General features: G+C 60.7%; 17 protein-coding genes. 13 read left to right on the top strand and 4 right to left on the bottom strand.

Annotated elements, in window-relative coordinates:
- Positions 1 to 66 precede the first annotated feature (66 nt).
- Together V6S97_RS20545 and V6S97_RS20550 are read right to left on the bottom strand one after the other, a co-directional pair.
- Positions 67 to 1089 carry an LLM class flavin-dependent oxidoreductase gene (locus V6S97_RS20545; RefSeq protein WP_003508682.1) on the bottom strand — a complete coding sequence of 341 codons (1023 nt, stop codon included), beginning with the start codon at positions 1087 to 1089 and terminating at the stop codon, positions 67 to 69.
- Positions 1090 to 1225: 136 nt separating this feature from the next.
- Positions 1226 to 2143: a LysR family transcriptional regulator gene (locus V6S97_RS20550; RefSeq protein ID WP_031234580.1), complete on the bottom strand. Its 918-nt coding sequence runs from the start codon at positions 2141 to 2143 to the stop codon at positions 1226 to 1228.
- A gap of 233 nt (positions 2144 to 2376) precedes the next feature.
- Here V6S97_RS20550 and V6S97_RS20555 point away from each other — a divergent pair, with 233 nt between their 5' ends.
- The 12 genes from V6S97_RS20555 to V6S97_RS20610 all read left to right on the top strand — a co-directional run bounded on the left by V6S97_RS20555 (position 2377) and on the right by V6S97_RS20610 (position 16750).
- Complete coding sequence (locus V6S97_RS20555; protein WP_060723414.1) at positions 2377 to 3585, top strand: ABC transporter substrate-binding protein; 1209 nt, start codon at positions 2377 to 2379, stop codon at positions 3583 to 3585.
- 29 nt (positions 3586 to 3614) lie between these two features.
- On the top strand, positions 3615 to 4400 hold the full coding sequence (locus tag V6S97_RS20560; protein WP_111792985.1) for an ABC transporter ATP-binding protein: 786 nt from the start codon (positions 3615 to 3617) through the stop codon (positions 4398 to 4400).
- Between the two features lies 1 nt (position 4401).
- On the top strand, positions 4402 to 5103 hold the full coding sequence (locus V6S97_RS20565) for an ABC transporter ATP-binding protein (RefSeq protein ID WP_020009981.1): 702 nt from the start codon (positions 4402 to 4404) through the stop codon (positions 5101 to 5103).
- A gap of 2 nt (positions 5104 to 5105) precedes the next feature.
- Entirely contained in the window at positions 5106 to 5993 is an 888-nt protein-coding gene (locus V6S97_RS20570) for a branched-chain amino acid ABC transporter permease (RefSeq protein ID WP_026363562.1), read from the top strand.
- Position 5994: 1 nt separating this feature from the next.
- Positions 5995 to 7002: a branched-chain amino acid ABC transporter permease gene (locus V6S97_RS20575; RefSeq protein ID WP_003508689.1), complete on the top strand. Its 1008-nt coding sequence runs from the start codon at positions 5995 to 5997 to the stop codon at positions 7000 to 7002.
- A 74-nt stretch (positions 7003 to 7076) separates the two neighbouring features.
- Entirely contained in the window at positions 7077 to 8672 is a 1596-nt protein-coding gene (locus V6S97_RS20580) for a GMC family oxidoreductase (protein ID WP_060727512.1), read from the top strand.
- Between the two features lie 13 nt (positions 8673 to 8685).
- Entirely contained in the window at positions 8686 to 9570 is an 885-nt protein-coding gene (mmsB, locus tag V6S97_RS20585) for a 3-hydroxyisobutyrate dehydrogenase (protein ID WP_111792986.1), read from the top strand.
- Positions 9567 to 11522, top strand: coding sequence for an acetoacetate--CoA ligase (locus V6S97_RS20590; RefSeq protein WP_334427668.1), 1956 nt, complete (start codon positions 9567 to 9569; stop codon positions 11520 to 11522). The genes mmsB and V6S97_RS20590 overlap by 4 nt, the downstream gene beginning before the upstream one ends.
- 4 nt (positions 11523 to 11526) lie before the next feature.
- On the top strand, positions 11527 to 12312 hold the full coding sequence (locus tag V6S97_RS20595; protein ID WP_111820670.1) for a 3-hydroxybutyrate dehydrogenase: 786 nt from the start codon (positions 11527 to 11529) through the stop codon (positions 12310 to 12312).
- Between the two features lie 118 nt (positions 12313 to 12430).
- Entirely contained in the window at positions 12431 to 13474 is a 1044-nt protein-coding gene (locus tag V6S97_RS20600; RefSeq protein ID WP_111792989.1) for a helix-turn-helix domain-containing protein, read from the top strand.
- A 494-nt stretch (positions 13475 to 13968) separates the two neighbouring features.
- A complete protein-coding gene (locus tag V6S97_RS20605; RefSeq protein WP_111784242.1) occupies positions 13969 to 14310 on the top strand; it encodes a hypothetical protein in 342 nt (113 codons plus the stop codon).
- A gap of 103 nt (positions 14311 to 14413) precedes the next feature.
- Positions 14414 to 16750 (top strand): glucose/quinate/shikimate family membrane-bound PQQ-dependent dehydrogenase, encoded by a 2337-nt coding sequence (locus V6S97_RS20610; RefSeq protein ID WP_003508700.1) that lies wholly within the window; start codon positions 14414 to 14416, stop codon positions 16748 to 16750.
- A 69-nt stretch (positions 16751 to 16819) separates the two neighbouring features.
- Here the strand turns inward: V6S97_RS20610 and V6S97_RS20615 are convergent, their stop codons facing one another.
- A complete protein-coding gene (locus tag V6S97_RS20615; protein WP_020009970.1) occupies positions 16820 to 17320 on the bottom strand; it encodes a YciE/YciF ferroxidase family protein in 501 nt (166 codons plus the stop codon).
- A 172-nt stretch (positions 17321 to 17492) separates the two neighbouring features.
- Between V6S97_RS20615 and V6S97_RS20620 the strand changes: the two genes are divergently transcribed.
- The gene (locus V6S97_RS20620) at positions 17493 to 17978 is read left to right on the top strand and encodes an MgtC/SapB family protein (protein WP_003508703.1); all 486 of its coding nucleotides are present in this window, start codon (positions 17493 to 17495) and stop codon (positions 17976 to 17978) included.
- Between the two features lie 6 nt (positions 17979 to 17984).
- Here the strand turns inward: V6S97_RS20620 and V6S97_RS20625 are convergent, their stop codons facing one another.
- Positions 17985 to 19211, bottom strand: a complete 1227-nt coding sequence (locus V6S97_RS20625; RefSeq protein ID WP_111820671.1) for an NAD(P)/FAD-dependent oxidoreductase — start codon at positions 19209 to 19211, stop codon at positions 17985 to 17987.

Genomic DNA, 19211 nt, shown 5'->3' on the forward strand with positions numbered 1-19211 from the left:
TTGATCGCGCTGGACCCCGGATCAAGTCCGGGGTGACGGAGTGTGGATGATGCAATTTTTCCAAATTTAGCGCCAGCCGAGTGCCGGCGCTACCTGCTTGAGGATCGTCTCGATCACATGGGCGTTGTAATCGACGCCCAGCTGGTTCGGCACGGTCAGGAGCAGCGTGTCGGCCTCGGCGATGGCTTCGTCGGCCTTCAGCTGTTCAATCAGCTGCTCCGGCTCGGCGGCATAGCTGCGCCCGAAGATCGCACGTGTCTTGTCGTCGATGTAGCCGATCTTGTCATCACCTTCGTTGCCGTAACCGAAATACGACCGGTCGCGATCGTTGACGAGGGCGAAGATGCTGCGGCTGACCGATACACGCGGCTCGCGGGCATGTCCGGCTTCCTTCCAGGCTTCCCGGAAGGTGCGGATCTGCTGCGCCTGCTGGACATGGAAAGGCTCGCCCGTTTCGTCCGTCTTCAAGGTGGAGCTTTGCAGGTTCATGCCAAGCTTTGCCGCCCACACCGCCGTTGCATTGGAACTCGAACCCCACCAGATGCGCTCGCGCAGCCCTTCGGAATGCGGTTCCAGCCGCAGCAAGCCGGGCGGGTTCGGGAACATCGGACGCGGGTTCGGCTCAGCGAAACCTTCGCCCTTCAGAAGTTCGAGGAAGACTTCGGTGTGCTGACGCGCCATGTCTTCTTCGCTCTGGCCTTCGGCCGGACGGTAACCGAAATAACGCCAGCCATCGATCACCTGTTCCGGCGAGCCGCGGCTGATGCCGAGCTGCAGGCGTCCGCCGGCGATGAGGTCGGCCGAACCGGCATCCTCGGCCATGTAGAACGGGTTTTCATAACGCATGTCGATGACGCCGGTGCCGATTTCGATCTTTTTCGTGCGGGCGCCGACGGCGGCCAGAAGCGGGAAGGGCGAGGCAAGCTGGCGGGCGAAATGATGCACGCGGAAATAGGCGCCGTCGGCTCCCAGTTCTTCCGCCGCGACGGCGAGGTCGATCGATTGCAGCAGCGTGTCCGCAGCCGAGCGGGTCTGCGACTGGGGCGAGGGCGTCCAGTGGCCGAAGGAGAGGAATCCGATCTTTTTCATGATGACCTTCCAGATGTCGGAGGATGCCGGTCGTCACAAACCGGCTTCGTTGTTGTCAGTCATATAGGCAACCGTGCGCATCCTCCAATCGGCCACCCGTAAACACGGTGTCGCCGAAATGTGAACGATGACCGCGTCAGGCGATTGTTCTGCGGTCCAGGATGAAGAGATTTTCATGCGCGCGTGCGGTCGTGAGGATGAAATCCATCAGAGAGCGTACCCGCGGCACATTGGCGAGATCGTGGTGGCTGGTCAGCCAGTAGCCGCGCCGCAGTTCCACCTCACCGGCAAGCACCATCTGCAGGTCTGGAAAACGTGCCGCGATGAAATTCGGCAGGATGCACAGGCCCCTGCCGCTCAGCGTTGCCGTCAGCTGCGCGAAAATGCTTGAGGACTGAAAGCCCGGACGCAGGCCGGGCATCACGTCGCGCATATAATCGAGGCCCGGTGAGAAGATCAGGTCCTGCACGTAGCCGATAAAGAAATGATCGGGCAAATCCTCGCGCCGGGTGATTTTCGGGTGGCTGGCGAGATAGGAGCGCGAGGCATAGATATGCAGCGTGTAATCGATGATCTGTTCGTTGATGTAGGGACCGGCTTTCGGCGGGTCGAGCGTGACCGCCACATCCGCCTCCTTCCTCGACAGCGCCATGATCTGCTGGATCGTCACCATCTCCACCATGATGTGAGGATGGGTGATGGCGAAGTCTTTCAGCCTTTCCACGAAGAAAAAATTGGAAAAACCCTCGGGCGCACTGAGCCGCACCACGCCGCGCAGCAGGCTGCCGCTTTCGGAAATATCCGATTGCAATCTTTCCGCTTCCGCCTCGATGCGCTCGACGGTATCGACCAGCCGCCGCCCGACCGTGGTTAGCTCGTAACCACGCGGGTTTCTCTCGAACAGCTTGGTTTTAAGCGAGAATTCCAGCCGGTCGATGTGGCGGGAGACGGTGGCGTGGCTGGTGCGCAGGCTTCTCGCCGCCGAGGAGAGCTGTCCGGTGCGGGCCACGGCCAGAAAATATTGCAGGTCGTCCCAGGTGAAAGGGGTGGCCATATTTGTCTCCCATCAAGAGTTCTGTTCAAAAATGAACAGTTCCTGTTCGCAATTTGATGATGCCCAGCTCTTGTGTCAACGACCGAATTCGAGAAGTCTAGGCTCAGGATGCATCGCTTTGAGGAGGGCGGTGTGACCAATCAGGTGCAATGGCATGGAAACCCCCGACGCGGTTTCGTTCACCATTGCACAGACCCATCTGAGGCTCGCAATCATCTCTGGGAGGAGAAGTCATGCGCAAGAGTATCCTTTTATCCACGGCCATGGCACTGGCCGCGGGCACCGCCGCTTATGCCGCCGAGATTTCAGACGGCAAGGTCAAGATCGGTATCCTGAACGACCAGTCGGGTGTCTACGCCAATTTCGGCGGCAAGTACTCTTATGAAGCCGCGAAGATGGCGGTTGAGGATTTCGGCGGCAAGGTGCTGAACGCGCCGGTTGAGGTGGTGACCGCCGACCACCAGAACAAGGCGGATGTGGCCTCCAATATCGCCCGCCAATGGTACGATACCGAACAGGTCGATTCGATCATGGAGCTGACCTCGTCGTCGGTCGGCCTTGCCGTGCAGGCGCTCTCCAAGGACAAGAAGAAGATCACCGTCAACACCGGGGCGGCAACCACCGAACTGACCGGCAAGCAGTGCAGCCCCTATGGTTTCCATTGGGCCTATGACACCTATTCGCTGGCGGTCGGCACCGGCGGCGCGCTGGTGAAGCAGGGCGGCGACAGCTGGTTCTTCCTGACCGCAGATTATGCCTTCGGTTATTCGCTGGAAGAAAATACCGCGAATTTCGTCAAGGCCAATGGCGGCAAGGTGCTGGGCTCCGTGCGCCATCCGCTTGCCACGACGGATTATTCCTCCTTCCTGCTGCAGGCGCAGTCCTCGGGCGCGAAGGTCATCGGTCTTGCCAATGCCGGTCTCGATACCTCCAACGCCATCAAGCAGGCGGCCGAATTCGGCATCGTCGCCGGCGGCCAGCGGCTTGCGGCTCTTCTCTTCACGCTCGCCGAAGTCCACGGCCTCGGTCTTGAAGCAGCCCAGGGCCTGACGCTGACGGAAGGCTTTTATTGGGACCGCGACGATGAATCGCGCAAATTCGGCGAACGCTTCAAGGAACGCACCGGCGCCATGCCGAACATGGTGCATGCCGGCACCTATTCCGCCGTGCTGCATTACCTGAAAGCCATCGAAAAGGCCGGCACCGACGATGCTGATGCCGTCGCCAAGGCCATGAAGGAAATGCCCGTCAACGACGTCTTCTCGAAGGATGGCCATGTGGCCGCCAATGGCCGCATGATCCACGACATGTATCTCATGGAAGTGAAGAAGCCGGACGAGAGCAAGCAGCCGTGGGATTATTACAAGGTGCTCGCCACCATTCCCGGCAAGGAAGCCTTCATGGACCCCGCAAAAAGCGGTTGCCCGCTGGTAACGCAATAAAAGACTGACGCAATAAAGGGGAAAGTTTCATGACGATCGCTCCCGCCCCCGCCGGGCAGGCCGAACCTCGCGTCGTTCTTTCGGCGCGTGGTCTCACCAAGACCTTCGGTGCATTCGCAGCCGTGAAAAACGTCGATCTCGACGTGCATCACGCCCGCGTGCATGCGCTGATCGGCCCGAACGGCGCCGGCAAGACTACGGTCTTCAATTTGTTGACCAAGTTTCTCCAGCCGACGGGCGGGGCGATCACCTTCATGGAAACGGACATAACAAGGACGCCGCCGGACAAGGTGGCGCGTCTCGGCCTCGTCAGGTCCTTCCAGATATCGGCGGTGTTTCCGCATCTAACGGTTCTGGAGAATGTGCGGGTGGCGTTGCAAAGGCCCAACAACCTTTCAACGCAATTCTGGTTACCCCTGTCGTCGCTCGACAGGCTCAATGCGCGCGCCGAGGAGCTGATCGCAACGGTTGGCCTGACGCGGGAAAAACATGCGCTTGCGGCCGATCTTTCCTATGGTCGCAAGCGCGTTCTCGAAATCGCCACCACGCTGGCGCTCGACCCGAAGGTGCTGCTGCTTGATGAGCCGATGGCCGGTATGGGCGGGGAAGATGTCTCGCATGTCGCCGAGCTCATCCGCGAGGTGGCCAAAACCCGTGCGGTGCTGATGGTCGAACACAATCTGAAGGTCGTGGCCGATATCTGCCACCACGTCACGGTGCTGCAGCGGGGGGAAATTCTGGCGGAAGGCGATTATGCCGCCGTTTCCGCTGATCCGCGCGTGCGCACGGCTTACATGGGCACGGAGGAGGCTTGATATGGCGGCAATGCTCGAAGTCTCCAACCTGAAATCCTGGTACGGCGAAAGCCAGGCCCTGCACGGCGTCGACCTGACCGTCGGCGAAGGCGAAACCATCACCATTCTCGGACGCAACGGCGTGGGCAAGACCACGACGCTGCGCACCATCATGGGCATCATCCGCAACCGCAAGGGCGTCATCAAGCTCGGCGGCAAGGATCTGATGCCGGTGCCGCTGCATCGCACGGCGAAATACGGTCTTGGTTTTGTGCCGGAAGAGCGCGGCATCTTCGCGACGCTGAGCGTCGAGGAAAATCTGAAGCTACCGCCCGTCGTCGCATCCGGTGGCATGACGCTCGATGAAATCTACGAGCTGTTTCCCAATCTTTACGAACGCCGCACCAGCCCCGGCACCAAGCTTTCCGGCGGCGAGCAGCAGATGCTGGCCATGGCGCGCATCCTGCGCACCGGTGTAAAGGTGCTGCTGCTTGACGAACCGACCGAGGGACTTGCCCCCGTCATCGTGCAGCGCATCGGCGAGGTGCTGCAGAAACTGAAGAGCCGCGGCATGACCGTGGTTCTGGTCGAACAGAATTTCCGTTTTGCGAGCCGCATCGCTGACCGTTTCTACCTGATGGATCACGGCCAGATGGTCAGCAATTTTCCGGTCGGCGAGCTTTCCGGCCGCATGGGCGAGCTCAACAAGGTGCTGGGGGTTTAACCATGACAATGATCTTCGGCGTTCCAATTCAGGCACTGCTCGGGCAATTGCTGGTGGGCCTCATCAATGGGTCCTTTTATGCGCTGCTGTCGCTCGGCCTTGCCGTCATTTTCGGCCTGCTGCGCGTCATCAATTTTGCCCATGGCGCGCAATATATGCTCGGCGCTTTCGTGGCCTTTCTCGGCCTTCAGTATTTCGGCATCACTTTCTGGGTGGCGCTCATCGTCACGCCGCTTGTCGTCGCACTTTTCGGCGCGATCATCGAACGCTTCCTGCTGTCGCGGCTTTATGATCTCGATCCGCTTTACGGGCTGCTTTTCACCTTCGGCCTGGCGCTGGTGGTGGAAGGCACGTTCCGCTGGCTTTATGGCGCGGCGGGCCAGCCCTATTCGGTTCCCCGCGAGCTTGCCGGCGGCACCAATCTCGGCTTCATGTTCCTGCCGAATTACCGCGCTTTCGTCGTCGTGATTTCACTCATCGTCTGCATTGCCACCTGGGCTTTGATCGAAAAGACGCGTCTTGGCTCCTATCTGCGCGCTGCCACCGAAAACCCGACATTGGTGCAGGCTTTCGGCATCAATGTGCCCGTTCTCCTGACGCTGACCTACGCGCTGGGTGCGGGCCTTGCCGGGTTCACCGGGGTTCTCGCCGCGCCCATCTATCAGGTCTCGCCGCTGATGGGCACCAACCTCATCATCGTCGTCTTCGCGGTTGTCGTGGTCGGCGGCATGGGGTCGATCATGGGCGCCATCGTCACCGGTTACATGCTGGGCGTCGCAGAGGGCCTCACCAAGGTGTTCTACCCGGAAGCCTCCAATATCGTCATCTTCGTCATCATGGCCTTTGTGCTGCTCATCCGCCCCGCCGGACTTTTCGGAAAGGACGCCTGATATGTCCAAAGCCACCCATAGCCCCACTGCCGGCACGCTGCCGCAGACGGAAGTTTCCGCGACCGCCGGAACCATCAAGACCGTTCTCATACTGGCGGGTCTTGCCGTGTTGATCGCCGCGCCGATGTTCGTTTACCCGATCTTTCTGATGAAGCTTCTGTGCTTTGCGCTGTTCGCCTGCGCCTTCAACCTGCTGATCGGTTATACGGGGCTGTTGTCCTTCGGCCATGCGGCGTTTTTCGGCGGCGCCGCCTATTTCACCGCCTATTCGGTGAAGGAATGGGGCGTTACGCCGGAGATCGGCCTTGTCATCGGCATGGCGGGCGCGGCCCTTCTCGGCCTCGTCATCGGCTTTTTCGCCATTCGCCGTCAGGGCATCTATTTCGCCATGATTACGCTCGCGCTATCGCAGATGTTTTATTTCTTCTGCCTTCAGGCGCCGTTTACCCATGGCGAGGACGGCTTGCAGGGCGTGCCGCGCGGCCATCTTTTCGGCCTTCTCGATCTCAATGCGCCGCTCAATATTTATTACACGGTGCTGGCCGCCTTTGTCCTGGCACTTCTGGTCATCTGGCGTTTCGTCAACTCGCCCTTCGGCATGATCCTGAAGTCGATCCGTGAAAACGAGCAGCGCGCCATTTCGCTGGGTTACAGCGTGCAGCGTTACAAGCTGGGTGCTTTCGTCATGTCGGCGGCGCTGGCCGGTCTTGCGGGCGGTCTGAAGGCGCTGGTCTTCCAGTTCGCGACGCTGACCGACGTCACCTGGCAGATGTCGGGCGAGGTGATCCTGATGACGCTGCTCGGCGGCATCGGCACCATGATCGGCCCTATCTTCGGCGCGGGTCTCGTTGTCACCCTGCAGAACTATCTCGCGACATCGGATTTCCCGGTCACCATCATCACCGGGCTTGTCTTCATGGCCTGCGTTCTGGTGTTCCGGCGTGGTCTGATCGGCGAATTTTATGCGTCGTGGCTCGGGAGAAAACTCGGCTTCCAGCACCGCGGCTAGAGATTTTTGAAAACACTTGAAAGGCTTCCCCCGCGTCCGGGACGGTGCGGCAAGGGCGGCGCATGGAGAAAAGCATGGGCGAATATGACTATATCGTCATCGGAGCGGGGAGTGCCGGATGTGTCCTCGCCAACCGCCTTTCGAAAGATCCGAACAACCGCGTGCTGCTGCTGGAGGCTGGCGGCAACGACAACTACCACTGGATCCATATTCCGGTCGGTTATCTCTATTGCATCAACAATCCGCGCACCGACTGGTGTTTCAAGACGGCGGAAGAGCCGGGGCTTAACGGCCGTTCGCTGATCTATCCGCGCGGCAAGGTGCTGGGCGGCTGCTCCTCCATCAACGGCATGATCTATATGCGCGGGCAGGCGCGGGACTATGATCTCTGGCGGCAGCTTGGTTGCGAGGGCTGGGGGTGGAACGACATCCTGCCCTATTTCCTGAAATCGGAAGATTTTTATCGCGGCAAAAGCGACTTGCACTCTGCCGGCGGTGAATGGCGCGTGGAGAAGGCGCGCGTGCGCTGGGATGTGCTTGACGCCTTCCAGAGGGCGGCAGGAGAAGCCGGCATTCCCGCGACCGATGATTTCAACCGGGGCGACAATGAAGGCGCCGGTTATTTCGATGTGAACCAGCGGGCCGGCTGGCGCTGGAACACGGCAAAAGCCTTCCTGAAGCCGGCGCTTGGCCGCAAGAACCTGACGGTTCTGACCAAGGCGCATGTCAAGCGTCTCATCATCGAAGAAGGCCGGGTGACGGGCGTGGAGTTCCACCATGACGGCGTCTTGAAAAAGATGCGCGCCCGGCGCGAGACGGTGCTGTCCGCCGGTGCGATCGGCTCGCCGCATATTCTGGAGCTTTCCGGTGTCGGTCGTGGCGATGTGTTGCAGGCTGCCGGTATCGATACGGTGGCGGAGGTCCAGGGTGTGGGCGAGAACCTGCAGGACCATCTGCAGCTGCGCATGGTCTACAAGGTCTCCGGCGTCCTGACGTTGAATGAAAGGGCCTCCACCCTGTTCGGCAAGGCGAGGATCGGTCTCGAATATGCGCTCACCCGCTCCGGGCCGATGTCAATGGCGCCGAGCCAGCTCGGCGTCTTCACCCGCTCCTCGCCGGAAAAGGAAACCGCCGATCTGGAATATCATGTCCAGCCGGTTTCGCTCGACAAGTTTGGTGATCCGGTTCACACTTTTCCCGCCATTACCGCAAGTGTCTGCAATCTGCGGCCGGAAAGCCGCGGCTCAGTGCATGTGAAAGGACCGGATTTCGCCATGCAGCCGGAAATCCGCCCGAACTATCTTTCCACCGAAGGCGACCGGCAGGTGGCGATCGACGCCATGCGGCTGACGCGCCGCATCGTCGCCCAGCCGGCCTTCGCACGCTTCAAGCCGGAGGAATACCGGCCCGGCCCCTCCTTTGAAAATGACAATGATCTCGCCAAAGCGGCGGGCGATATCGGCACCACCATCTTCCACCCCGTCGGCACGCTGCGCATGGGGTCGGATATGGAAAGCGTTGTCGATGCACGGCTGAAGTTCCGGCGGCTTGCCGGGCTGCGCGTTGCCGACGCCTCCGTCATGCCGCGCATCACATCCGGAAATACCAATTCGCCGACGATCATGATTGCCGAAAAGGCCGCCGACATGATCCTTGCGGATAATCGCTGAAAGGAGCGCACCGATGAAGACCGTCGCTTTTCTCGGGCTGGGACATATGGGCCTGCCGATGGCCGCCAATCTCGTCAAGGCGGGTTATGCCGTCAGGGGTTACGATCTTGCCGACGCCTGCCGCGCGGCGGCGAAAGAGGCGGGCATTCCCGTTGCCGCGGATTCCGCCGAGGCCATCGAAGCGGCTGAGGTGATCATCACCATGCTGCCGAAGGGCGAACATGTCGTTTCCGCCTATGGCGATCTGGTTAAAAAGATCTCTGCCGGCACGCTGCTCATCGATTGCTCGACGGTGGATATGGAAAGCGCGCTGAAGGCGCATGAACTGGCCGCTTCCGCCGGTTGCCCCTCTGTTGACGCGCCGGTCTCCGGGGGCACGGGTGGCGCTGCTGCCGGCACCCTGACCTTCATGTGCGGCGGCGAAGCGGAGGCCTTCTCTGCGGCGAAGCCGGTGCTGGAGGCGATGGGCAAGAAGATCGTGCATTGCGGCAAGGGCGGCAACGGCCAGGCTGCCAAGATCTGCAACAACATGATCCTCGGCATTTCCATGATCGCCGTTTCCGAAGCCTTCGTGCTGGGCGAAAAACTCGGCCTTTCGCATCAGGCGCTGTTCGATGTCGCCTCCACCTCTTCGGGGCAATGCTGGTCGCTCACCACCTATTGCCCGGTGCCGGGACCGGTGCCGACATCACCAGCCAACAAGGATTACCAGCCCGGATTTGCGGCGGCCTTGATGCTCAAGGATCTGAAGCTTTCGCAGGAGGCTGCGAACGGTGCCGGGGCCTCCACCCCGCTCGGCGCAGCTGCGGCGGCGCTTTATGAGAATTTCGTTGATGACGGGAGCGGCGGGCGTGATTTCTCCGCCATCGTCGAAATGCTGCGCGGGGGCAAAGCATGACGGACGCCGCGCCATCCGACATCTTATGGGCACCGCCCGAAAAGAGGGTGAAGCACTCGGCTCTGTTTTCATTCGCGGCCAGAACTGCAGAGCTGCACAAGCAGGCGGCTGATGACTACGCCGGCCTGCTGCGTTGGTCGATCGACGCGCCGAACGAATTTTACGATGCGCTTTGGGACGAGCTCGGCATTATCGGAACCCGCAGCGAAACGGCATTCAAACCCGGCAAGACTATACGAGACGCTGAGTTCTATCCGGGCGCAAGGCTCAGTTACGCCGAAAATCTGCTGCGCGATGCCGACGATCGGCTGGCCATCATCGCCCATCGCGACGATGGCACGCGCCGCGAGATCAGCCGCAGACAGCTTTACGACGAAGTGTCCCTGATGGTGCAGGCGCTCGTTGATGCGGGCGTGAAGGAAGGCGACCGCGTCGGCGCCATCGTCACCCATGACATCGAGGCGATCGTCAGCTATCTGGCTGTCAGCGCCATTGGAGCCATCTGGTCATCCTGCTCGCCGGATTTCGGCCCGGCCGGCGCTTCCGACCGCCTGTCGCAGATCGACCAGAAAATTCTCATCGCCGTGTCGGAATATGGTTATGCCGGCAAACGCATCGATGTCGGCCCGACCATCCGTGCGGTGGCGGAAAGTGCGGCTCCTGAAAAGATCGTGCTGATCGGCGATGCCGTTCCCGAAAGCCTCGCCGATCTCGGCTGTGTGACGCTCAAGGATTTCGTCGCGCCTTATGCGGCGGGCGAGATTGCCTTCAATCGTCTGCCCGTCAAGGCGCCGCTGGCGATCCTTTATTCCTCGGGTACAACAGGCAAGCCGAAATGCATCACCCATTCCGGCGGCGGCCTGCTTCTTCAGCATATGAAGGAGCTGAAACTGCAATGCGATATTCAGGAAGGCGAGCGTTTCTTCTATTTCACCACCTGCGGCTGGATGATGTGGAACTGGCAGGTCTCCGGTCTGGCGCTCGGTGCAACGCTTGTCACCTATGACGGCAATCCCGGTTATCCAACATCCGCGCGGCTGATCGATCTCATCGATGCCGAACGGATCGCCACTTTCGGCACATCGGCGAAGTTTATCGATGCCTGCCTGAAGGCCGGGTTGAAGCCGAGTGAAAGCCATGACCTTTCGTCGCTCAGAACGATCCTTTCCACCGGCTCGCCGCTCATCCCACAATCCTTCGATTATATCTATCGCGACTGGAAGGCTGACGTGCATCTCGCCTCCATTTCCGGCGGTACTGATATCTGCGCGTGTTTCCTCGGCGGCAATCCGCTGCAGCCCGTGCATCGCGGCGAATTGCAGGGTGCGATGCTCGGCATGGATATTGACACGCTGGATGATGAGGGCCATTCCGTTCGCGGCGTTGCCGGTGAACTCGTCTGCCGCAATGCGCATCTGTCCATGCCGGTGAAGTTCTGGGGCGACGAGGACGGTTCGCGGTATCAGGCCGCCTATTTCGACCGCTTTCCCGGCATCTGGGCGCATGGCGATTTTGCCGAAATGCGCCCTTCGGGCGGATATGTCATCCATGGGCGTTCAGACACGACCCTCAATCCCGGCGGGGTCCGCATCGGGACTGCGGAAATCTACCGGCAAGTGGAAACCGTGCCTGAAGTGGAGGAGGCGATTGCCGTCGGGCAGGATATCGACGGTGACCAGAGGGTCATCCTCTTCCTGCGCATGAAGGGCGGCGCGACCCTGACGGAAGAGCTGGAAAAAACCATCCGCAGCCGCATCCGTTCGGGCGCCACGCCGCGGCATGTCCCGGCAAAAATCATTGCCGTCAGCGCCATTCCCCGCACCCGTTCGGGCAAGATTTCCGAAATCGCGGTTCGCGATACCATCCATGGCCGGCCGGTGAAGAATGCCGATGCGCTTGCCAATCCTGAAGCGCTCGAACTTTTCCGCAACCTGCCGCAGCTGAAGGACTAGGCCGATGGAGGATCAACCGAAAACCGTGCTCGTCACGGGTTCCACCAGCGGCATCGGGCTCGCCATCGCCAAACGTTTCGCCGAAGCGGGATATCTGGTCGCGGTGCATGGCATAGAGACGACGGAGGAGGCGACGCAGGCCCTGGAGATGGTGGCACAGGCGGCGCGGCACAGGCCGGTCTATTTTTCCGCCAATCTCGCCAATTATGATGAAAGCGCGCATCTGCCGGAAACCGTCATCGCCGAATTTGGTCATATCGACGTCCTCGTCAACAATGCGGGCATCCAGAAGGTTGCGCCGATCGACGAGTTCGATTTCGCCGATTTCTCCCGCATCGTCGCCATCTCGCTCGACAGCGCCTTTCACACCATCCACGCGGCCCTGCCGGGCATGAAGGAAAGGGGCTGGGGCCGCATCGTCAACATCGCCTCCGCCCATGGCCTGCGCGCGTCGCCCTTCAAGGGGCCTTATGTGGCGACCAAACATGCGGTGGTGGGTCTGACGAAAAGCGTGGCGCTGGAAGTCGCCGAACTCGGCATTACCTGTAACGCCATCTGCCCCGGTTATGTCTGGACCCCGCTTGTCGCCGCCCAGGTCGCCGATCAGGCGCGCGTGCACGGCATGAGCGAAGAGGACGTGGTGAAGAAGGTGATGCTTGCGCCGCAGCCGACCAGACGGTTCGTGCAACCGGAAGAAGTGGCGGAAATGGCGCTTTATCTCGCGGGCGATATGGCGCGCTCCATCACCGGCACCACCATTTCGATCGATGGCGGCTGGACGGCGAAATAAATTTCGCACACGCGTCTGAAGCGAACGATCGCGCTGGTTTCCGGTATTGTTAGGCGATTTCAATCCTGTATAGTTTTCGGGAACGGTGGGGGTAGCGCCGTGTTCACGGAAAAGCGGCATGATGAACACAGGGTCTTTTGAAGCGCCGCTGGCGCGTTCGCGCTTCGATACGCGCCAGGTGCCGAAACGCGACGCCATGGCGTTGTGGCGGGATTCGATCAACGTGCTTTTTGATGCCCGCCTGCGCCGCTCGCAGGATGACGGTTTTTTCGCCAGCGTGGACGCCGCTTTCATCGGGAATGTTGCGCTCGGTCGCACCCAGTCCTCGGCGCAGGATTTCGACCGATCGCGCCACAAGCTTGCCCGCGACGGCATGGACGGTTTTCTTCTGCAATTTTACGCCAGCGGGAAGAGCATGTCGCGGCGCGGTTCGGGCGAGACCGCAGGCCCCGGCGACCTCTATCTCATCGATATGGCGCAGCCGCTGGCCACTGCCACGTCGGATCATGATCATCTCAGCCTCGTCGTGCCGCGCCGGCTGCTGGAAGGCAGGCTTGGCGGTTCCGGCAATCATCATGAACGCGTGCTGCCGGCCGGTTTGCCGCTGGTATCGCTGCTGCGCGAAACGATGACGAGCATCTATCGCCATTTCGACGTCATGAACGCCAGCGAGGGCGCAGCCACGGTCTCGCCGCTTCTGGAACTGGCTGCGGCCGCCATCAACAATCATGTCGGGCACGACAATGCGCAGGGCGTGCAGCGGGCGCTCAGGGCATCCATCCGCCGTTATATCGACAGTCACCTTCTCGATCCGGCCCTGTCGGTGGAAAAGGTCATGGGCGAATTCGGTGTGTCGCGACGCACCGTCTACCGGCTCTTCGAGCCGCTTGGCGGGTTTTCGGCCTGCATCACCCACCGACGTCTCGAACGCGCGATGGATTTCCTGCGGGCACCACAATCGGCGCATATGACGATTGCCGAGGTTGCCGCGTCCTATGGTTTCACCAATCCGGAAAATTTCAGCCGCGTCTTCAAGAAGACTTTCGGCCTTTCGCCGCGTCAGATGCGGCATTTCGCTTCGGAAAACCGTGACCTCACGTCGGATATTCTGAAGCCGGATAGCGCGGAATGGACACGCTGGATCGTGCAGCTCGGCCGCTGATGACGATTGGCCGCGCGCCGTTCTGACACTTTATGACGGTTTGTTGGCACAATCCGACCATTCGCTGCGGCTGCGGCGCGATGGGGATGCGCATGTCTTCCAGACGTGCCAAACAGGGCGCGTTATTTTTATCAATATATTGCCTGACAATCATGATACTGAGAATCCTCGCTTTTCTGGACCTGTGTCGCCAATGGCGCCATGCGGTAAAACAACACCTCTCCTTTTCCGGCGCCACATTTCACAGGCCGCCATCGCCCCCGCCTTCGGCGAATTTTGACAGCTCCTCAGACGATCCATCGGAAACGGACGACGGCGAAGCACGCCTGCCGGTTTCCTGGCTCGGCCTTGGACAAAGCTTCAGCGCGCTGGATGCGGAAGACTGTGACAGGGCGCGTTTGCCGGCCGAGTGCGGTTAACGTCGTTCTCCGGCGATCTGGAACAAAACCCTGACCCCAAGGATTAGATCAACAGGGTTACAGGGAGTGAAAGACATGGCCAGAGAAAATGCCAGCTATCTCGACAGTCGGGATACTCCGAAAAGCGAAACGGCAACGCGTGCGCGGCAGGGATCGCGCGGACGTCCCGTCCTTGTCATTCTGATCGTCAGCGTGCTTCTTGCATTGGTGGTCTGGGCTGTCGTCGAATATTCCGTTTTCGAACCCGACCAGAACCTGCCGCAGAACCCGCAGACCGAGACTGCGCCGGTGCCGCAGCAGCCGTCCGGATCGGGAAGCTTCGACAACAATCCCGCGAATGGCCGCGCGCAACCACCGTCATCGACAGAGACAAACCCCTCGCCACAGGATTCGACAGGGGCGCCGCAAAACCCGTGACCACCCTAGCGTGAAGTTTTTTCGCGATGATGATAATTTCCATGGAACCAGATTGCGCCCGATTTCATTTCACGCAAAGTGACAGGAATCGGGGGTTTCATTCATGGCAGTCACCGTCACTGCAGTTGTTCTTACGCTGATCGGTCTTGGGCTGTTCGGTTTCGGCTCTCAGCTCGTCATGCTGGGCGGGAGCTTTTATTACGTGCTTTCCGGACTGGCCTTCCTGTTGACGGCCGTTCTGCTGTTCAAGCGCAATCGCGCAGCCCTTCACGTCTATGCCGTCTTCATTGTCGCCACGCTCGCCTGGGCTATCTGGGAAGTTGGCTTCGACTGGTGGCAGCTTGGCCCGCGCGGTGGCATCGTCATTCTCATCGGGCTGTGGCTTCTGGTTCCATGGGTCCGGAAGCCGCTCGGTTTTGCGAGCCCCACCGGGCTTCGCTATGGGCCGAACGCCTGGCCGCTTGCGCTATCCGTGCTCGCCTCCATCGTCGTGGCCGGATATTCCATGGCGCAGGATCCACACGACACGGCAGGTTCCCTGCCGCAGGAAACCGCCTCGGCGACGCCCGCCTATGGCGGCAATGTGCCTGACGGTGACTGGCATCAATATGGCCGCACGCCCTATGGACAGCGTTATTCGCCGCTGACCCAGGTCAATGTCGAGAATGTCTCGCAGCTCAAGGAGGCCTGGCGTTACCAGACTGGCGATGTGAAGCTGCCTGATGATGTGGGGGAAACCACGTATCAGGTGACGCCGCTCAAGATCGGCAATACGCTTTATATCTGCACACCGCATAATTGGGCGATTGCCATCGATGCCGCCACCGGCAAGGAAAAGTGGAAATACGACCCGAATGTCGGTCTTAATCCGGACCGCCAGCACCAGACCTGCCGCGGCGTGTCCTATTATGCCGAGCCCAATGCTGCTGAAGGCACGGCCTGCGCCCAACGCGTCTACCTGCCGACCTCGGATGCGCGGCTGATCGCGCTTGACGCGGCCACCGGTCAGGTCTGCACGTCTTTTGCCGATCAGGGTGTGCTGCATCTTGAGCAGGGCATGAAGTACAATCCCGCCGGTTATTATTATTCGACCTCGCCGCCGGTCATCGCGGCGGGCAAGATCATCATCGGCGGCGCGGTGAACGACAACTATTCCACGCAGGAACAGTCCGGTGTCATCCGCGCTTTCGATGTGAATAGCGGTGCGCTCGTCTGGAACTGGGATTCCGGCAATCCGGCGAAAACCGAACCGATTGCGGCGGGTGAAACCTACACCACCAATTCGCCCAACAGCTGGTCGGTCTTCAGTTATGATGAAGGCCTCGGTCTCGTTTATATCCCGCTCGGCAATCAGGTGCCCGATCAGCTCGGTATGGGCCGCAGCGAGAATGTGGAGAAATATTCCTCCTCCATCGTCGCGCTCGATATCAACACCGGCAAGGATCGCTGGGTGCGCCAGACGGTTCATCACGATCTCTGGGACATGGACGTGCCGGCCCAGCCAGTGCTGCTCGACATCACCAAGGACGGTCAGACCATCCCGGCTCTCGTCGGCCCGACCAAGCAGGGCGATATCTACGTTCTCGACCGGCGCACCGGCGAGCCGCTTCTGCCGATCACGGAGGAGCCGGCGCCGGGCGGTGCGATCCCTGAGGACTTCACCTCACCGACGCAGCCGACGACGGCCTTGTCGTTCAAGCCGGAGCCATTGCAGGAAAAGGACATGTGGGGCGTCTCCATGTTCGACCAACTCGCCTGCCGCATCCGCTTCCATCAGCTGAACTACAAGGGCCGCTATACGCCGCCGTCACTGACCGGCTCGATCATCTATCCCGGCAATTTCGGCACCTTCAACTGGGGCAGCGTCGCGGTCGACCCCGAACGCCAGGTCATGTTCGGCATGCCGACCTATCTCGCCTTCACCTCGCAGCTCGTGCCGCGCGCCGACATTCCGCCGAAGGGTCAGGACGAGAAGGGTAGCGAACAGGGCCTGAACCGCAATGACGGCGCACCCTACGGCGTGTTCATGGGCCCGTTCCTCGGTCCGCTGAAAATCCCGTGCCAGGCCCCGCCATGGGGTTATGTCACGGGTGCCGACCTGCGCACCGGCGATATCGCCTACAAGCACAAGAACGGCACGGTCTATGACATGACGCCGCTGCCACTGCCCTTCAAGGTGGGTGTGCCTGGTATTGGCGGGCCGATGATCACCAAGGGTGGCGTGGCCTTCCTCGGTGCTGCCGTCGACAACTATCTGCGCGCCTATGACCTCACCACCGGCAAGCAGCTATGGGAAGCGCGCCTGCCGGCCGGCGGCCAGGCAACGCCCATGACCTATGCGCTGGAGGGCGGCAAGCAATATGTGGTGATGGTTGCAGGTGGTCACGGTTCCGTCGGAACCAAGCCGGGCGATTATGTGATCGCCTATACCCTGCCGTAATCTCTGCAGTCTTCAAGACACATAAAAAACCGGAATGGGTGACCATTCCGGTTTTTGTTGTTGAGGGTATTACGCGGCCTTTTTCTGGGCGGCGGCGTTGACCGAAGTCTCGGCGAGCGCGGTCAGCGCATCGTCGGTCTTTGCCTCTTCCTTGAGCGTGGCATCCAGCAGCGAAACCGCCTTCGTGTGGCCCAGCTTTTCCGCCCAGGCCTTCAGGGTCCCATAGCGGGCGATCTCATAGTGTTCGACCGCCTGTGCTGATGAAACGAGACCGGCATCAAGCGCGGGTGTGCCTTTGAAGTCCTCCATTATCTCCTCGCCCTCGGCGATAATGCCCTGGATGGCTTCGCAGGTCTTGCCCTGTGCGCGCTTGCCAATGATCTCGAACACTTCCTGCAGGCGTTCGACGTGGCCCTGGGTTTCTTCCTTGTGCTTTTCAAAGGCCTGTTTCAGCTTCGGGTCGGTTGCCGCCCGCGCCATTTTCGGCAGGGCCTTCAGGATCTGCCTTTCGGCGTAGTAGATGTCCTTCAGCGTGTCGTAAAACAGGTCGTCGAGTTTCTTCTCGGCCATTGGTCCTTCTCCCATGTGTGAAAATGCATGATGTGCGCCCATGCGCACGGGAGACAAACCCTTTGCCGCTGCCATGGTTCCGGCTCGGTTGCGCGCAACGTTTATATTGCTGCGCGGAACCAACGCAGCCTTTCCGAACTTAGTGGGAATAAATGTCGGGAGGAGACATGACGTGCCCCAGAGCCTTGCAGAAGAATTTTCCATGAATATTTCCATCCCCTTCGAGGTACTGCTGGTGCGCGTGTTTGGCGCGGTCATCCTGTGCGGCCTGATCGGTCTGGAGCGGGAGTTTCACAAGAACACGGCCGGTTTGCGCACCAACATGCTCATCGGCCTTGCTGCCGTCACCTTCTGCATCATCACCATTCATATGATGGAGACGATGGCGGAAGGTCATGAGGCCGCGCGGCTCGATCCTATCCGTCTGGTGGAAGCCGTGACGGCGGGCATCGCCTTTCTCGCAGCGGGTGTGGTCGTTTATACGAGAGGGGATGTCAAAGGCCTGACGACGGGCGCCAGCATGTGGCTTTCGGCGGCAATCGGCCTCTCGGCAGGTCTCGGCATGTGGCCGCTTGCCCTTGTCGCCGCCGGCGCCGGTATCGTTGTCCTTTGGACGCTCCGGCGCTTGCAGGTGGCCACCGGCATCAAGGAGGATTGACGGGCATCAGCCGAAACGGAAGAGATCGGCGTCCGGGTCCTTGCCGCCATTAACGGCGGCCGCCACGATTTCGGCGGCGATCTGGCTGAAGGTGATGCCATTGCCGCCGAAACCCATCACGGCATAGACGTTTTTCATACCCGGCACCGCGCCGATCAGCGGCAGGCCGGTGGTGGTGGTGCCGAAGGCCGCGGCCCAGCGATAGTCCGGCTCTCCCATATCGACGCCAAGAAGCCTTTCGATCTTGCAGCTGATCGTCTTCGCCTTCGCGGAAAGCTTGCGCTCCGACAGATAGGCGGTGGGGTTTTCCTCGTCCTCGCCTCCGGCGATCATCCTCCCCTCGCGGTCGGTGCGCAGGTAAAGATAGGGATCGGACGCTTCCCAGACGATATGGTTCTCCAGCCAGCCGGGTAGATCGAGCCGCTTTTTGCTCGCCAGAGCCCAGGTGGAAATGATCTGGTGTTTCGGGCTCTCCAGCATTTTCAGGAATTCATAGCCGGTGCAGAAAACGACATTGCGTGCGGAAAGGATCTTGCCGCCGGCGGTGGCGAGGACAACCTCGTTGCCGAGGTTTCTAAGATCGGTGATCTCAAGCTGGGAGACGATTTCGGCGCCTGCGCCGGCCGTATGGCGCAAAAGGCCGGCCGTCAGCTGTGCGGGATTGGCGGAGGCCGAGATATCGCTGAGGATGGCGGCGGTCCGGTCCAGCCCATATTGCTCTCGCAGTTCTGCAGCGGAGAGGAAGCGGGCTTCGATGCCAGCTTCTTCGCGCGCGGCCGCTTCGGCTTTCAACGCGCGCGATCCCATGTCGTCTCCGGCGAGATAAAGCGCCTGCTTGCGCTTCATGCTGCAGGAGATGCCAAGCGAGGAGACGACTTCCTCCAGACGCAGGACGGCGCGTGCGGAACGCTGCCATGCCCTGTCGGCCGCGGGCCTGCCGATCATCTTTCTGAGTTCCGTCAGCGGCGTGTCGATCTCGTGCTGTATCATCGCGGTGCTTGCCACGCTGCTGCCCATGACCGGTTCGCGCCGGTCGATGATGAGCATGGATTGACCCGGCCTTTGCAGGGCGTGGGATACGAGTGCGCCGCTGATGCCGGCGCCGACGACGATCGTGTCGTAATGGTCGGCGGCGGGTGTGTGCCCGCTGCGGATGCCGATGCGCGGGCTATCGGCCCAGACCGGTTTTGAATCCCTGAGATCGCGTTCTTTCGTCAGTTCCGGTGTCGTCAT

Origin of the sequence: Agrobacterium sp. CCNWLW155 (assembly GCF_036888815.1) — a bacterium.
Lineage (GTDB): Bacteria > Pseudomonadota > Alphaproteobacteria > Rhizobiales > Rhizobiaceae > Agrobacterium > Agrobacterium radiobacter.

What these genes read in the sequence shown, in the direction of transcription:
- V6S97_RS20555 (WP_060723414.1), top strand. Translation starts at nt 2,377, where the DNA reads ATGCGCAAGAGTATCCTTTTATCCACGGCCATGGCACTGGCCGCGGGC.
- V6S97_RS20550 (WP_031234580.1), bottom strand. Translation starts at nt 2,143, where the DNA reads ATGGCCACCCCTTTCACCTGGGACGACCTGCAATATTTTCTGGCCGTG.
- V6S97_RS20590 (WP_334427668.1), top strand. Translation starts at nt 9,567, where the DNA reads ATGACGGACGCCGCGCCATCCGACATCTTATGGGCACCGCCCGAAAAG.
- V6S97_RS20615 (WP_020009970.1), bottom strand. Translation starts at nt 17,320, where the DNA reads ATGGCCGAGAAGAAACTCGACGACCTGTTTTACGACACGCTGAAGGAC.
- V6S97_RS20565 (WP_020009981.1), top strand. Translation starts at nt 4,402, where the DNA reads ATGGCGGCAATGCTCGAAGTCTCCAACCTGAAATCCTGGTACGGCGAA.
- V6S97_RS20610 (WP_003508700.1), top strand. Translation starts at nt 14,414, where the DNA reads ATGGCAGTCACCGTCACTGCAGTTGTTCTTACGCTGATCGGTCTTGGG.
- V6S97_RS20605 (WP_111784242.1), top strand. Translation starts at nt 13,969, where the DNA reads ATGGCCAGAGAAAATGCCAGCTATCTCGACAGTCGGGATACTCCGAAA.
- V6S97_RS20600 (WP_111792989.1), top strand. Translation starts at nt 12,431, where the DNA reads ATGATGAACACAGGGTCTTTTGAAGCGCCGCTGGCGCGTTCGCGCTTC.
- V6S97_RS20595 (WP_111820670.1), top strand. Translation starts at nt 11,527, where the DNA reads ATGGAGGATCAACCGAAAACCGTGCTCGTCACGGGTTCCACCAGCGGC.
- V6S97_RS20575 (WP_003508689.1), top strand. Translation starts at nt 5,995, where the DNA reads ATGTCCAAAGCCACCCATAGCCCCACTGCCGGCACGCTGCCGCAGACG.
- V6S97_RS20545 (WP_003508682.1), bottom strand. Translation starts at nt 1,089, where the DNA reads ATGAAAAAGATCGGATTCCTCTCCTTCGGCCACTGGACGCCCTCGCCC.
- mmsB (WP_111792986.1), top strand. Translation starts at nt 8,686, where the DNA reads ATGAAGACCGTCGCTTTTCTCGGGCTGGGACATATGGGCCTGCCGATG.
- V6S97_RS20625 (WP_111820671.1), bottom strand. Translation starts at nt 19,211, where the DNA reads ATGACGACACCGGAACTGACGAAAGAACGCGATCTCAGGGATTCAAAA.
- V6S97_RS20580 (WP_060727512.1), top strand. Translation starts at nt 7,077, where the DNA reads ATGGGCGAATATGACTATATCGTCATCGGAGCGGGGAGTGCCGGATGT.
- V6S97_RS20570 (WP_026363562.1), top strand. Translation starts at nt 5,106, where the DNA reads ATGACAATGATCTTCGGCGTTCCAATTCAGGCACTGCTCGGGCAATTG.
- V6S97_RS20560 (WP_111792985.1), top strand. Translation starts at nt 3,615, where the DNA reads ATGACGATCGCTCCCGCCCCCGCCGGGCAGGCCGAACCTCGCGTCGTT.